13 protein-coding genes are annotated in these 13640 nt (G+C 69.2%); 2 read left to right on the top strand and 11 right to left on the bottom strand.

The genetic code is table 11. The features are described 5' to 3' along the window. Positions 1-669 (top strand): DUF7986 domain-containing protein, encoded by a 669-nt coding sequence (locus SYV04_RS34905; protein ID WP_321550338.1) that lies wholly within the window; start codon positions 1-3, stop codon positions 667-669. Between the two features lie 3 nt (positions 670-672). On the opposite strand, the gene pyk is transcribed toward SYV04_RS34905, so the two are convergent. From pyk to SYV04_RS34890, 3 genes are all read right to left on the bottom strand, one after another. Continuing rightward, entirely contained in the window at positions 673-2073 is a 1401-nt protein-coding gene (pyk, locus tag SYV04_RS34900; protein ID WP_321550337.1) for a pyruvate kinase, read from the bottom strand. 199 nt (positions 2074-2272) lie between these two features. Then, positions 2273-2971: a bifunctional nuclease family protein gene (locus SYV04_RS34895; protein ID WP_321550336.1), complete on the bottom strand. Its 699-nt coding sequence runs from the start codon at positions 2969-2971 to the stop codon at positions 2273-2275. Between the two features lie 110 nt (positions 2972-3081). Beyond that, positions 3082-3441, bottom strand: coding sequence for a hypothetical protein (locus SYV04_RS34890; protein ID WP_321550335.1), 360 nt, complete (start codon positions 3439-3441; stop codon positions 3082-3084). A 110-nt stretch (positions 3442-3551) separates the two neighbouring features. Here SYV04_RS34890 and SYV04_RS34885 point away from each other — a divergent pair, with 110 nt between their 5' ends. After that, positions 3552-5369: an AMP-dependent synthetase/ligase gene (locus tag SYV04_RS34885; protein WP_321550334.1), complete on the top strand. Its 1818-nt coding sequence runs from the start codon at positions 3552-3554 to the stop codon at positions 5367-5369. Positions 5370-5439: 70 nt separating this feature from the next. On the opposite strand, the gene SYV04_RS34880 is transcribed toward SYV04_RS34885, so the two are convergent. From SYV04_RS34880 to aroF, 8 genes are all read right to left on the bottom strand, one after another. Further along, positions 5440-6741, bottom strand: coding sequence for a citrate synthase (locus SYV04_RS34880; protein ID WP_321550333.1), 1302 nt, complete (start codon positions 6739-6741; stop codon positions 5440-5442). 84 nt (positions 6742-6825) lie between these two features. Beyond that, complete coding sequence (locus SYV04_RS34875) at positions 6826-8088, bottom strand: 3-phosphoshikimate 1-carboxyvinyltransferase (protein WP_321550332.1); 1263 nt, start codon at positions 8086-8088, stop codon at positions 6826-6828. After that, positions 8085-9155 carry a 3-dehydroquinate synthase gene (locus tag SYV04_RS34870; RefSeq protein ID WP_321550331.1) on the bottom strand — a complete coding sequence of 357 codons (1071 nt, stop codon included), beginning with the start codon at positions 9153-9155 and terminating at the stop codon, positions 8085-8087. Before SYV04_RS34870 ends, SYV04_RS34875 begins: the two co-directional genes overlap by 4 nt. Next, positions 9152-10171 (bottom strand): chorismate synthase, encoded by a 1020-nt coding sequence (gene aroC / locus SYV04_RS34865; RefSeq protein ID WP_321550330.1) that lies wholly within the window; start codon positions 10169-10171, stop codon positions 9152-9154. The genes SYV04_RS34870 and aroC overlap by 4 nt, the downstream gene beginning before the upstream one ends. Continuing rightward, positions 10168-11430, bottom strand: coding sequence for a shikimate dehydrogenase (locus SYV04_RS34860; protein ID WP_321550329.1), 1263 nt, complete (start codon positions 11428-11430; stop codon positions 10168-10170). The genes aroC and SYV04_RS34860 overlap by 4 nt, the downstream gene beginning before the upstream one ends. Further along, positions 11427-12026, bottom strand: coding sequence for a shikimate kinase (locus tag SYV04_RS34855; protein WP_321550328.1), 600 nt, complete (start codon positions 12024-12026; stop codon positions 11427-11429). The genes SYV04_RS34860 and SYV04_RS34855 overlap by 4 nt, the downstream gene beginning before the upstream one ends. Continuing rightward, on the bottom strand, positions 12007-12696 hold the full coding sequence (gene ubiE, locus SYV04_RS34850) for a bifunctional demethylmenaquinone methyltransferase/2-methoxy-6-polyprenyl-1,4-benzoquinol methylase UbiE (protein WP_321550327.1): 690 nt from the start codon (positions 12694-12696) through the stop codon (positions 12007-12009). The genes SYV04_RS34855 and ubiE overlap by 20 nt, the downstream gene beginning before the upstream one ends. After that, a complete protein-coding gene (gene aroF / locus SYV04_RS34845) occupies positions 12693-13598 on the bottom strand; it encodes a 3-deoxy-7-phosphoheptulonate synthase (protein ID WP_321550326.1) in 906 nt (301 codons plus the stop codon). The genes ubiE and aroF overlap by 4 nt, the downstream gene beginning before the upstream one ends. Positions 13599-13640: the final 42 nt, after the last annotated feature.

Raw genomic sequence — 13640 nt, 5'->3', positions numbered from 1 at the left:
ATGGACGCTCCTTCCGCTTCGCCGCTGTCGTATCAGCCCTACCTGGACCAGCTCATCGCCTTCGGAAGCCAGGAGCCGCGCAAAGCGGATCTCCTGGAGGCCAAGGCGGAGTACTTCCGCCTCACGGGCGAGGTGTTCGAGGACGACAAGATCTTCGAGCTCCGGATGGCGTCCTTCCTGGACTACTACCTCTATGACCGGGTCTCCCCGCTCACGGGGAAGACGCCGGCCGCCGAGCTGTACGAGCAGCGGCTGCAGACGGCCGCGCCCGAGGAGGCCAACGCCTTCCGCAGCTTCACCGAGACGGTCCACGGCCTGTTCGAGGTGCGCAAGCTGGCCAAGGGCCTCATCCGCCTGCGCGAGCTGTTCTCCGGCAAGGACTTCGACGTCACCGAGCGCCGCAACATCGCCGGCCTCGAGGTTGGCGACGTCATCGAGGCGCGGCTCATCCCCTTCGGGGGGCACCTGCTGTTCTCCTCGGCCTTCTGCTACCACCCGAAGGTGGCGGTGAAGTCCATCAAGGCCGAGGTGAAGCGCCGCAAGAAGAAGCAGCCGGACGCGCCTCCCAAGGAGCTCGTCTGGGAGTGTGCCCTGCGAGCCCTCAAGGTCGAGCGCTACCGGCAGATCGCCGTCGAGAAGCTGTACGACTTCACGCAGAAGACGCTGTGAGCCTCAGATGCGGTGCACGGACATCATGTTCGTGTTCCCCGGCTCGTTGAGCGGCACGCCGGCGACGATCACCACCGGCGAGCCCACCTTGCACAGGCTTTGCTCCCGGCACAGGCGGCGCACCTGCCGCAGCATCGCGTCCGTGGACTGAAGCCGGCCCACCTGCAGCCCGCGCACGCCCCAGTAGAGCGCCATCCGGTTCACCGTGTCCGCGTTCGGCGTCAGCCCGATGATCTGCGCCCGGGGCCGGAACTCGGAGATGAGCCGCGCCGTGTGGCCCCGCTCGGTGTACGTGATGATGGTGTCGATGCCGAGCTGCTCGGCCGCCGCCACCGCCGCCGCCGCCACGCCCGTGGACAGGTCATTCGTGTGCTCGACCAGCGAGGGGTGCAGGCGGGTGCCTCCTCCGCGCTCCGTCTCCTCCACGATGCGCGCCATGGTCGCCGCCGCATCGATGGGGTACTTGCCCGCCGCCGTCTCGCCCGAGAGCATGACCGCGTCCGCTCCGTCCAGGATGGCGTTCGCCACGTCGGATACCTCGGCGCGGGTGGGGCGGGCGTTGCCCACCATGCTCTCCAGCATCTCCGTCGCCACGATGACGAGGCCGCCCATGCGGTTCACCTCGGCCACCGCGCGCTTCTGGATGCCGGGCAGCTGCTCCAGCGGCATCTCCACGCCCAGGTCTCCGCGGGCGATCATCACCCCGTCGGCCACCGCCGCGATGGCCTCCAGGTTGTCCACCGCCTGGGGCTTCTCGATCTTCGCGATGAGGGGCGTCTTCAGCTTCGCCACGTGCGCGCGCGCCTGCTTGATGTCATCCGCCGAGCGCACGAACGAGAGCGCCACGTAGTCCACGCCCAGCTCCTGGCCGAACGCCAGGTCCTCCGCGTCCTTCTCGGTAATCGTCGGCACCGAGATGGCCGCGCCTGGCAGGTTCAGCCCCTTGTGGTCCTTGAGCACCCCGCCGATCTCCACCTTCGCGGAGACATCCCGGCCCGCCACCCGCAGCACGCGCAGGCGCACCCGCCCGTCGTCCATCAGGATGACATCCCCGCGCGTCACGTCCTTCGGCAGGGAGCGGACCGGGGTGGGGATGATCGTGCCCGCGCCGAGCACGCTGCGCGTCGTCACCGTCACCGTCTGCCCCGGCTTCACGGTGATCTGCCCACCCTCGAACCGACCGAGCCGGATCTTGGGCCCCTGCACGTCCTGCAGAATGGCCACCGGAATGCCGAGCTTGCGCGACACCTTGCGGATGGTGTTCACCCGCCGACGGTGATCCTCCTGCGTCCCGTGCGAGAAGTTGAGGCGCGCCACGTTCATACCGGCGCGGATGAGCCCTTCGATGACCTCTGGCGTGTCCGAGGCCGGTCCCAACGTGCAGATGATTTTCGCCTTGCGCATGAGCGTCGCATCCTAGGCCGAGCCTGGGTGCTCTTGACAGCTTCACCGCGCCAAAGCGAAGGTGAGCCTCGCGCCCGCCGATTTGCGTTTGGCGATCGCGGCCCTAAGATCTCGGCCGTCGTCCCCGTAGAAAGTGAAAGCCCGGCGTCCCTGGGAGGGGGGGCCGGGCTTTCGTGTCTGAGGCGCGCGTGGGGCGGGCCTACAGGCTGATCTCCTTGGCCTTGTGTGGCGGCACGGTCGGCACCGCCTCCTGCTCCATGCCGCTCGGGCCGCTGCCGCCCACGGCGGGGCCCTCGTGCAGCGAGTCGATGTCCGAGCGGCTGATACCGGCCATCGCCAGCACCTTGCGCGTGACGCGGATGCGGGCCTCCCCGTCCAGCGCCATGGCGATGGAGTCGGCCGGGCGGGCGCTCAGCTCCAGGCGCTTCTTTCCCTGCTGGAGGAAGACGCGGCCGGTGTAGATGTCGCCGCGCAGATCGTCGATGCGCACCTCCGTCACCTCGGCCCCGAGCTTGGACACCACATCGTCCAGCAGGTCCTGAGCCAGGGGCTGGGGCGGATCCATGTGGGCCAGCCGGAAGGCGATGGCCACGGCCGCGGACTCGTCCACGAAGATGGGGAGCACCACCTCGCCATCCTGGGTGGTCAGCACCACGGCGTGGGTCTGCGCCTCGATCAGGGGAACCACGTCCCGCACCACGAGCTCGATGAGCTCCTTGCACGCGGCCGGATCCCCGCCGGCTTCAGTGAGGCAGGGTTCTTCCAGGGCCGCCTGCGCGGCCGGCGCGGCGACCGCGGGCCAGGTGGCGAACGAGGGCAGGAACAGCAGGCCACCCAGCGCCAGCGTCACGGCGGAGAGCGGAGCGAGAAACAGCCTGGCGAGATTGGGTGTTTTCACACCACAAAACTACGCACCCGCCTGGGGACGGGGAGGGCACGAACCATGCCTGGACGTGGCCCTCGAAGGCCTCCCGCTCCCTGGGACGAGGGGCAGGCAGGCAGGCGTGCTCAGCGCTCGTCGTCCTCGTCCTCGTCGTAGTCCTCGTCGTCCTCGACGTCTTCGTCCTCGTCGAAGTCGTCGTCGTCGTCCTCGTCGGACTCCTCTTCGTCCTCGTCGTCGTCCTCTTCTTCCTCGAGCTCGTCTTCCAGGTCCTCGGACTCGAGCGTCATGCTGACGGCGAACTTCTTGCCCAACGCGGCGATCTGCGCGCGCATCTCCGTGAGCGCCGCGACGAAGTCCTCGGAGAGGTTGGAGGGAGCCTTCGCATCGCAGTGAGGGCACACCAGCTTCTCGGTGCCTTCGATGAGATCCTGCGCGTCGAGCTCGAAGCTCGCCTCGCACTTCTGACAGGTGAAGTCGATGCTCATGGTCGTTGCGCGGAATACATAGCCGCCCCGTTGCCTGTCAACGCCGGAGACGCACCCGGTCGCCGAGACGACATGGTTCCCGCCGCCGGGTTTCTGTAGCCTCCCAGGTCATGGAACAGCCCCGGACGATGGTGCATGTGCTGCACGAGCAGGCTACCCGGCACGAACATCGCCCCGCGCTCTGGACGCGGCGCGGGAAGACGTACGTACCCACCTCCTGGCGCGAGTACGCCCAGCGGGTGACGCGCTTCGCGCTCGGCCTGCACGCGCTCGGCTTCCAGCAGAAGGGCAATCTGGCCATCCAGAGCTTCAACCGCGAGGAGTGGCTGGTGGCGGACCTCGCGGCCATGGCGCTGGGCGGAGCGCCGGTCGGCATCTACACCACCAGCAGCCCCGAGCAGGTGGAGTTCATCCTCGCCCACAGCGAGGCGGAGTTCTTCCTGGTGGAGAACGCGAAGTTCCTGGCGGGCGCGCTGGCCCTTCGCGAGCGGCTGCCGAAGCTGCGCCACATCATCGTCATGGACGCGCCCGAGCCGCTGCCGCCCGGGGTGCTGCGCTACTCGGACGTGCTGGACAAGGGCACAGGCGCGGACGAGGGGCCCTACTGGGAGCGCGTCAACGCGCTGGAGCCCGACGCGCTGGCCACCCTCATCTACACCTCGGGCACCACCGGCAACCCCAAGGGGGTGATGCTCAGCCACCACAACCTCGTGTGGACGGCGGGGCGGCTGCTCCAGGCGGTGAACTTCACGGGCGAGTCGCTGCGCCTGCTCTCGTACCTGCCGCTGTCGCACATCGCCGAGCAGGTGCTCTCCCTGCACGCGCCGCTGCTCTTGGGCGGCCAGGTCTACTTCGCCGACTCCGTGGACTCGGTGCCCCAGAACCTGCGCGAGGTGCGGCCCACCTTCTTCTTCGGCGTGCCGCGCGTGTGGGAGAAGTTCAAGGCGAAGGCGGAGGAGGGCATGCGCTCGCAGCCCGCGGTGCGCCAGAAGGTGCTCGGGTGGGCGCGCGGGGTGGCCACCGAGTACCACACGCTCTCGATGCGCCACGAGAAGGTGCCCCTGAGGCTGGAGGCGCAGTACCAGCTCGCCCGCAAGCTCGTGTTCGGGCCCCTGCACACGCGCATCGGCTTCGATCAGGGCCAGTTCTTCTCCACCGGCGCGGCGCCCATCTCCCGGGACGTGCTGGAGTTCTTCGCCTCCATCGACATCGTCATCCGCGAGGTGTGGGGCATGTCCGAGCTGACCGGGCCCGCCACCCTCAACACCGTGGAGGCCACCCGGCTCGGCTCCATCGGGCGGCCCCTGGTGGGGGTGGAGGTCCGCATCGCCGAGGACGGAGAGATCCTCGTGCGCGGCGGGCTCACCTGCATGGGCTACTACAAGGAGCCCGCCTTCACCGCGGAGCTGCTCGAGGGCGGCTGGCTGCACACCGGAGACGTGGGGCACCTGGATGGCGAGGGCTACGCCCACATCACCGGCCGCAAGAAGGAGATCATCGTCACCTCGGGCGGCAAGAAGACGCCCCCGGCCAACATCGAGGGCCTGCTCAAGGGGGTGTCGCCCGTCAGCCAGTCCGTCGTCATTGGCGAGCGGCGCAACTACCTGGTGGCCCTGCTGACGCTGGACGCGGAGAAGGCGCGCGCCCTGGCCAAGGAGAAGGGCTGGACGGAGGACGTGGGCGCGCTCGCCCGCGACGCCCGCCTGCGCAAGTACCTGGAGGAGGCCATCGAGCGGGACGTGAATCCGAAGCTGGCCCGCTTCGAGACGATCAAGCGCTTCGCGGTGCTCCCAGAGGACTTCTCCATCGACAAGGGGGAGATGACGCCCACCCTCAAGGTCCGCCGCTCCGCGGTGGAGCAGAAGTACGCCGACGTCATCGAGTCGATGTACGCGGAAGGGGCGGGCTCCGAGAGCAAGGCGGGCTGAGGAAAGCAAAAGGGGCGGGGGACCGAAGTCCCTCGCCCCTTCGTGCTTCAGGCGGCTTGCCGCGCCCGGGTTACTTCCCGGAGCGCTTGTCCATCGAGACGTAGTCGCGGCGCTGGGAGCCCACGAAGATCTGGCGCGGCCGGGCGATCTTCTGCTCCGGATCCTTCACCATCTCCTCCCACTGCGCGCACCAGCCCACCGTGCGCGGGATGGCGAAGAGCACCGGGAACATCTCCACGGGGAAGCCCATCGCCTCGTAGATGAGGCCCGAGTAGAAGTCCACGTTCGGGTAGAGCTTGCGCTTGACGAAGTACTCGTCCTGCAGGGCGATGCGCTCCAGCTCCACGGCGATGTCGAGCAGCGGGTTCTTGCCCGTCACCTCGAACACCTCGTCCGCCACGCGCTTGATGACCTTGGCGCGCGGGTCGTAGGACTTGTAGACGCGGTGGCCGAAGCCCATCAGCTTCTTCTCGCCCTCGCCGCTCTTCACCGCCTTGATGAAGTCGGGGATCTTCGAGACGTGGCCGATCTCGCGCAGCATGCGCAGCACGGCCTCGTTGGCGCCGCCATGCAGCGGGCCGTACAGGGCGCCGATGCCCGCGCTCACCGCCGAGTACGGATCCACCTCGGACGAGCCCACCGTGCGCACCGACGTGGTGGAACAGTTCTGCTCGTGGTCGGCGTGCAGGATGAAGAGCAGGTCCAGCGCGCGCTCCAGCACCGGATGCACCTTGTAGGTGGCCGTGCCGATACGGCGGATCATCGCCAGGAAGTTGGCGACGTAGGACAGGTCATTGTCCGGGTAGATGTACGGCAGGCCCATGCTGTGGCGGAACGAGAAGGCCGCCAGCGTGGGCATCTTGGCGATGAGCCGGGTGATCTGGATGCGGCGGCTGCGCTCGTCCTTGGTGTTCTTGGCGTCCGGGTAGAAGCCCGAGAGCGCCGCCACCGTGGAGCCCAGCATGGACATGGGGTGCGCGTCGTAGCGGAACCCGTCCATGAAGGTCTTGATGTTCTCGTGGACGTACGTGTGGTGCGTCACGAGGTGGATGAACTGCTCGAGCTCCTTGGGGTTGGGCAGCTCGCCGTTGAGCAGCAGGTAGGCCACCTCGAGGAACGAGGACTTCTCGGCCAGCTGCTCGATGGGGTAGCCGCGGTACTCGAGGATGCCCTTGTCGCCATCGATGTAGGTGATGGCGCTGCGGCAGTTGGCCGTATTGAGGAACGCCGGGTCGTACCCCATCAAGCCAAAGTCTTCGTCATTGACCTTGATCTGCCTGAGCGCGTGGGTGCGAACGCATCCGTTCTCGATCGGGACCTCGTACGTCTTCCCGGTTCGGTTGTCCGTGATTGTCAGCGTGTCCTTGGGCATGGGCGGGAGATTTCACGGGGGACAGTTTGCTTTCAACAAAAAAGAGAGCCCTCCGACCGTCCCCGACACTGTGGGTTGCCCGAATCATTCCGAGAGGCGTACACCCGCTTTTTCTAACTGCCGCCAGAAGCCCGGGAAGCTCTTCTCCACGCACTCGGGGCCGGTGAGCGTCAACCGGGCGCCCGACAGCACGGCGAGGGTGGCCGAAACCATGGCGAGCCGGTGGTCTCCGTGGCTGTCCATGGCGAAGTGCGCGGGAGGGGCCTTGGGGGGCGTCACCGTGAGCGTCTCGCCCTCCAGGGTGGTGGTTCCTCCATAAGCCGACACGAACTTGCGGATGCCCTCCAGCCGGTCGCTCTCCTTCAAGCGGAGGATGCCGACGTCCGTGAGGGTGGAGGGGCGCGGCAGGACGCAGGCGAGCGCCGCGAGGGTGGGGAGCAGGTCCGGGCACTCCTTGCCGGAGGCCACGAGCCCGTCGCGGGCCTGGCCCTCGACGCGCATGGTGAGGTCCGGCCCGGGAACCGGGGTGAGGCCCGCGGGCTGGATGAGCCGCAGGAGCGCCTGGTCCGGGTGGGCGCTGGACGGGTCCGCGCGCTCGACGCTGCCGCCCGTGCGCCAGGCGATGAGCAGCAGGTAGCCCAGGGAGGACCAGTCTCCGGGGATGGGTGGGGCACTCGGGGAGGGCTGGTAGCCGGTGACCGAGAAGCGGGAGGCGGTCTCCTCCACGGTGAAGCCGAAGCGCCGCAGCCAGGTGACGGTGAGCTCCAGGTAGCCGGCGCTCGTCAGCGGGCCTTGGATTTCGACGCTCCAGGGGCGCTTCTCGCGCAGGTAGAGCGCCGCGCAGCCCAGCAGCAGGCTGGAGGCGTACTGGCTGCTCTGCGCGCCCGGCACCCGGAAGACGGGCGCGCCGGCGGTGGTGGGCGCGTGAATCTCCACGGGCCAGGGCTTGCCCTCGGTGAGGACGAGCCCCGAGGGCCCCAGAGTTTCTCGGAGCGAGTCGAAGAGCGGGCCGTGTGGGCGCTCGCCCAGGCGAGGGGTACCGGTGAGCCGTACGCGGGCGCCGGGGGTGACCGCCGCCTGGGTGACGAGGATGCGGAACGGGGCGCCGCCATCCGCGCAGTCCACGTCCCGCACCGGGCCCGGAGGCAGGCGCAGGGCTTCCACGCCCCGCGTGAGGACGCGGACGTCCGCGGCCCGGTCCGACTCGGGCTCGGCCTGGAGCGTGGCCAGGGGCCAGTGACCCGTGAGGTGCGCGAGCACCAGCGCCCGCTGCGCGTCCGACTTGGACAGCGGAGGAGTGAGGCGCGCGGCGGCGAGGTGGCTGGGGTCGACGTGCAACTGACTCATGGGAGGATTCCCCGTGTCCAGGCGGGCCAGAGGGTGCGCCAATCGTTCTCGGTGACGTCCTTGATGTCGAAGGCGCCAATGGCGGAGAGCAGCACCATGCGCAGCTCGCCCGCCTTGCCCGCCTTCTTGTCGGCGGCGAGCAGGGTCGTCACGTCCTTGAGGGCGGCGCGCTTGCACAGGGCCGCGATGCGATCCCGGCCGAGGATGCCAAGCCCGCGGTTCAGCGCCTCCTCCACCTGGATCGCCACGTCCTGCGGCGTCACTCCGAGCAGCCGCCCCACGTCCAGCGCGCAGAGCATGCCCAGGCCCACCGCGTCCCCGTGGGACAGCTTGAAGCGGGACAGGCCCTCCAGCACATGGCCGAAGGTGTGGCCGAAGTTGAGCACCCGCCGCAGACCCGTCTGCTCGTAGGGGTCCTGCGCGCAGACGTTCTCCTTGAGCCGCCGCGCGTCTTTCACCAGCCGCTGCAGGGGCGGCGGCTTGCGCGAGTAGCGGCGGAAGAGGTCTCCGTCCAGGCAGACGGCCATCTTCCAGGCCTCGATGGCGCCCTCGCGGAGCTGGACCTCGGAGAGCGAGGTGTACAGCTCCGGGCAGATCCACGTCTCGTCGGCATAGTGGAAGACGCCCACGGGGTTCTTCACCACGGCGCCGCGCACGGACATGTCCACCGCGCCCTTGCCGCCGAGGCTGCTGTCCACCGCCGCCAGCAGGGTGGTGGGCACCTGCACCAGCCGCACGCCGCGCTTGAGCAGGTGCGCGGCCACGGTGGCCACATCTCCGATGGTGCCTCCGCCCACGGCCACCAGCGTGCCGGAGCGGGGCAGGGTGAGGCCGCCTGCGAGCACCTTCTGCAGCGTCTCGAAGTTCTTGGCCCGCTCACCGCCGACGAGCTGGAGGATGGCGCGGGGGTTGCGCGCCTCCAGGGCGGGGATGAGGCCGGGATGCAAGCGCGCCACCGTCCGGTCGACGACGGCCACGCTGCCCTCGGGCAGCCGCTTCGAGAGCTTGGTGAAAGTGCCCCAGTGATCTGCTGCGGGGCGATAGGCGCCAGGGGGAGTAGGGCTCATAGGGAGTGCGGTCGGGCGTTCATCTGCAGGACGAGATCGGCGATGACCATCGACACCATCGCCTCCAGGACGGGCACCGCGCGAGGCATGATGCACGGATCGTGGCGTCCGCCCTTCGCGTGGTCGGCGAGCGTGGCGGGCGGCTTGAAGAAGGCGCGCACCTGCATCGGCTCGCCGTTGGCCAGGCCGCCCTGGATGCCGCCGTACATCTCCTTCTGGGTGTGGAAGACGCTGCCGGGCTGCTCGATTCGCGAGAGCAGATCCGGCGGGCCCCAGACCACGCCCGTCACGGCGCCGACGCTGCCCAGCGCCTGGGCGATCAGCGCCTTGAGCTTGCCGAAGATGGGCTCACCGAGCCCCACCGGCAGGCCCTCGACGCGGATGTCGATGGAGCCCCCCAGGCTGTCTCCGGCCTCCTTGGCCGCGAGGATGCGCTGGGAGATCTCCTCGCGCAGCACCGGATCCGCGCAGCGCGTGGGGTGTGCGTCCACCTGCGCGCGCGTGAGACCCGGAGGGGGCACCGCCGCGACGAGGTTTCCCACCTGGGAGACCCAGCCCACCGTGCGCACCTGGGGCAGATCCCGGGCGAGGTAGGCCTCCGCCACCGCGCCGCCAATCACTCGGCAGAGCGTCTCGCGGCCGCTGGTGCGCCCGCCGCCCCGGTGGTCACGGTGCTTGTAGCGCTCGCGCCAGACCGCGTCCGCGTGGCCGGGCCGGTCCTCCGTTTTCAGCTTGTCGTAGTCGCCCGAGCGCTGGTTCGTGTTGCGCACGATGGCCGCGATGGGCGTGCCCAGCGTCTTGTCCTCGAAGACGCCGGAGAGGATCTCCACCTGGTCCGGCTCGGAGCGGGCGGTGACGATGGCCGATTGGCCGGGGCGTCGCCGATCCAGCGCGGCCTGGATGTGCTCGCGCGTGAGGGGGACGCCAGAGGGGCACCCGTCGATGATCGAGCCCAGCGCGGGGCCGTGGCTCTCGCCGAAGGTGGTCAGACGGAACAGGACGCCAAGGGTGTTCATGTCGCGCTCTCCCAGAGTTCACGCTGCCGCCGAGCTTGTGCGATGAACCACGCCGAACCCAGCATGACTGGAGTGCCGCCGCGTCGCGCAATCTCCTGGGCGACACGCCGACCCGGGGCACCGTAGGCGATCACCGCCACGCGCGCCCCATCAAACCGCAGGCCCTCGGGTGGGGCTATCCGATCCGGCCAGGTCCAGAGGCCCGCGCCGCGCAGGGGCTCGTGGACTTCCGAGCGCTTGAGGACGCGCAACTGGACGCCGGCCTCCGGGGCGATGGCGCGGAGCGCGGCGGTCGAGCCGCCGTCACCGAGGACGAACACCTCGCGGGCCCCGAGCCGCTCCAGCACGGCACGCGCTCCCGCGACGTCGGTGTTGAAGGACTCCCAGCGGTTGCCCCGGCGCACCAGGGTGTTGATGGCCTCCAGGGGCGCGCGGGTATGGCGGGCCAGCCGCAGCTTGAAGGGGCTGGTGACGGCGAAGCCGGCGTAGTGGGGCAGCAGCGAATCGACGAGCTCCTCGACGGGCCCATCCTCGGGGATGTCGATGCGATCGAAGGGCTGGCGGTGGATGCGCGGCGAGCGGGAGTGGACGATGCTCGTGCCCAGGATGCCGAGCCGCGAAGCACCCCCACGCGCGGTTCCCCGCTCCACCGCGCGCAGCTCGCGGACGGCGTCATCCAGCAGCCGTTGTCCCGGCGCCGCGCTCCAACTGCCTCCCGCGGCGACGTAGTCGAGCGCGTTGCGTCGGGCGAGCACCACGCGGGCCGGAAGCGCTGCGGGCCCCATTCCCAGCACCGTTACCCGACCGGCACCGAAGCGGGCAATGAGCCGGGACTGCGTCTCCAGCAACTCCTCCACGCGCGAGGAAGGGCCCAGGGGCTCGACATGCTTCACCCAGGCATTCGCGGGCAGCGTCTGCTCCCAGAGGCACAGGGCCTCGTCCGAAGAGAGCGGGCGCGCGGCATGGTGCGAGGCCACCAGCCGCCACTTCGACGAGGGGACCTCCACCGAGACCGTCACATCCCGGTCCACATAGGTGGCGGCCTCCATCCAGGAGGAGGGCAGGGGCTTTCCCCGCTCGGAGATGAGCAGCGGCAGCACCCGCGCCAGGGCCTGGCCGTCCACGGCCTCCGGCGCGTGCAGATCGGTTCGCACCTCGAGCACGTTCGCACCCCGGCGGCGGACCTCCTCCGCGAAGCGGATCGCCTCGGAGCCCAGCAGGGTGGGCGGCAGGGTGACGACACGTAGCAGCGGCGTCATGGCATCACCTCGCTTCGGAAGGCCCGGAGGAAATCCACCAGCGGCACGCTCGGGACACGGGCGTGCAACACTTCACGCTCGTGAAACACGGTGGAGAGCTCTTCTTCCAGTGACACGCCCGGACGGAGCCGGGGCCGCGTGGTATCGGCCAGCAGGCGCTCGCGGTACGTCTCGAAAGAGATCGGCACGACCAGGGTGAACCGTCCCGCCAGTGCCTCAGGGTGATGGGAGAGGAAGCCCCCTCCCACGGCGACCAGACTTCCAGGGGGTAGCTCCAGGAGCGCCCGGCGCTCGGCGGCGCGGAAGGTGCTGGGCTCCTCGGCTACCCAGGAGCGCAACGAGCGCCCCGTGGCGCGCTCCAGCTCCGCATCCAGGTCCAGCCCGGCACGGCCGAGGAGCCGTGCCACCAGCGGCAGGAGCCGCGTCTTGCCAGCCGAGCGGTGCCCGGCGATCACCACTGTCTGCCCCGCATCCGGCAGCGCCGTCGGCCCTGGCCGGGCAAGCTGGGCTCTCAGCCCCGGGGACAGCCGGGGGTCTACAGCATCGAGAATCTGTTCGAGAGTCTGTCGCCGTGCGTCAGCGGACCGTTCCGACATAGACGTAGGATGTCCCAAACGTCAGCGGATGGGCCACCCTTTCGCGATAGGCATCGGCTTGGTCCATGAGCGCCAGGAAGCGCTCGCCCGCGGGGAACGCCGCCGCGGTGCGAGGCAGGTACTCATATGCCGCCCTGTTGCCCGTAAGCAGCCCGCCGATCGCTGGCATGATCGTCTTGCTGTAGAAGCGGAAGAGCGCGCCGAACAGGCCCTCGGGCTGGCCGAACTCGAGCACCACCACGCGCCCGCCCGGCTTCACCACGCGCGCCATCTCCTTCAGGCACTTCACCGGATCATCCACGTTGCGGATGCCGAAGGAGATCGACGCCACGTCGAAGGAGTTGTCCGCGAAGGGCAGGGCCATCGCATCGGCCACCTGGAACTCCACCTGGAGCCCCGCCTGCTCGGCCTTCGCGGGAGCGCTCTGCAGCATCTCCGGGCAGAAGTCGGTGCCCACCACGCGGCCAGAGGCGCCCACCGTGCGCTTCCAGACCAGCGCCAGGTCTCCCGTTCCCGTCGCGCAGTCGAGGATGCTGTCTCCCTGCTTGGCTCCGCTCAGGCGCACCGTGGTGCGGCGCCACAGGCGGTGGATGCCAAACGAAAGCACCTCGTTCGTCACGTCGTAGCGCGTGGCGATCGAGGAGAACATCTGTCGGACTTCGGTGCTCATCGTGCTCCCGCCAGCTGGATCGGACTCTCCGGCTTCCAGAGGTGCCGGTCCACGGCATGTAACACAGCCGGCAGCCGCTGCATCAAATACTGGAACTGCTCGGGCGTGAGCGCCTGCTTCCCGTCGCACAGCGCCTGCTCCGGCCACGGGTGGACCTCCACCAGCAGCCCGTCAGCGCCCGCCACCGCCGCCGCCATCGCCATGGGCAGCACCAGCGAGGGGCTTCCCGTCGCGTGAGAAGGATCCACGATGACCGGCAGCGGCGAGCGCTCCTTCACGTAGGCCACCGCGGACAGATCCAGCGTGTTTCGCATGGCCGTCTCGAAGGTGCGGATGCCACGCTCGCACAGCATCACGTGGGTGTTGCCGCCATCCAGGATGTACTCGGCCGCCAGCATCCACTCCTCGATGGTGGCCGCCAGCCCGCGCTTGAGCAGCACCGGCCGCTGCACCTTGCCCAGCGCGCGCAGCAGCGTGTAGTTCTGCATGTTCCGCGCGCCCACCTGGAGGATGTCCGCGTACTCCACCATGAGTGGAATCTGCGAGGCGTCCATCACCTCGCTAATGAGAGGCATTCCGTGACGCCGCCCCGCCTCGGCCAGCATGTGGAGGCCAGGCTCTCCCAACCCTTGAAAGGAGCGAGGACTGGTGCGAGGTTTGAACACGCCTCCGCGCAACACATGCGCTCCCGCGGCCGCCACGGCCTCGGCGGTCACGGAGGTCTGCTCCGCGTTCTCCACCGCGCACGGTCCGGCCATGACCACGAAGCCGGGCCCTCCTACTTCGAGTCGTCCCACCGGAATGCGTCGGCACTCAGGGTTCGAGTTCTTCAGGGCTCGGCTCGGCTCTGGTTGCGGGGCAGTGCTCTCTCGCGTGGCTTCTTCAGTACGCCTCGCTCCCACATCGCCTCCCGGGGCATGAGTTCACGTGGTTTTGAACTCCTT

Origin of the sequence: Hyalangium ruber, assembly GCF_034259325.1 — a bacterium.
GTDB lineage: Bacteria > Myxococcota > Myxococcia > Myxococcales > Myxococcaceae > Hyalangium_A > Hyalangium_A rubrum.
This window is presented reverse-complemented; position numbering and strand designations above follow the sequence as displayed.

Bases quoted from the DNA above. Each gene is read 5' to 3' on its own strand.
- SYV04_RS34905 (WP_321550338.1), top strand. From the start codon at position 1: ATGGACGCTCCTTCCGCTTCGCCGCTGTCGTATCAGCCCTACCTGGAC.
- pyk (WP_321550337.1), bottom strand. From the start codon at position 2,073: ATGCGCAAGGCGAAAATCATCTGCACGTTGGGACCGGCCTCGGACACG.
- SYV04_RS34890 (WP_321550335.1), bottom strand. From the start codon at position 3,441: ATGAGCATCGACTTCACCTGTCAGAAGTGCGAGGCGAGCTTCGAGCTC.
- SYV04_RS34885 (WP_321550334.1), top strand. From the start codon at position 3,552: ATGGAACAGCCCCGGACGATGGTGCATGTGCTGCACGAGCAGGCTACC.
- SYV04_RS34880 (WP_321550333.1), bottom strand. From the start codon at position 6,741: ATGCCCAAGGACACGCTGACAATCACGGACAACCGAACCGGGAAGACG.
- SYV04_RS34875 (WP_321550332.1), bottom strand. From the start codon at position 8,088: ATGAGTCAGTTGCACGTCGACCCCAGCCACCTCGCCGCCGCGCGCCTC.
- SYV04_RS34870 (WP_321550331.1), bottom strand. From the start codon at position 9,155: ATGAGCCCTACTCCCCCTGGCGCCTATCGCCCCGCAGCAGATCACTGG.
- aroC (WP_321550330.1), bottom strand. From the start codon at position 10,171: ATGAACACCCTTGGCGTCCTGTTCCGTCTGACCACCTTCGGCGAGAGC.
- SYV04_RS34860 (WP_321550329.1), bottom strand. From the start codon at position 11,430: ATGACGCCGCTGCTACGTGTCGTCACCCTGCCGCCCACCCTGCTGGGC.
- SYV04_RS34855 (WP_321550328.1), bottom strand. From the start codon at position 12,026: ATGTCGGAACGGTCCGCTGACGCACGGCGACAGACTCTCGAACAGATT.
- ubiE (WP_321550327.1), bottom strand. From the start codon at position 12,696: ATGAGCACCGAAGTCCGACAGATGTTCTCCTCGATCGCCACGCGCTAC.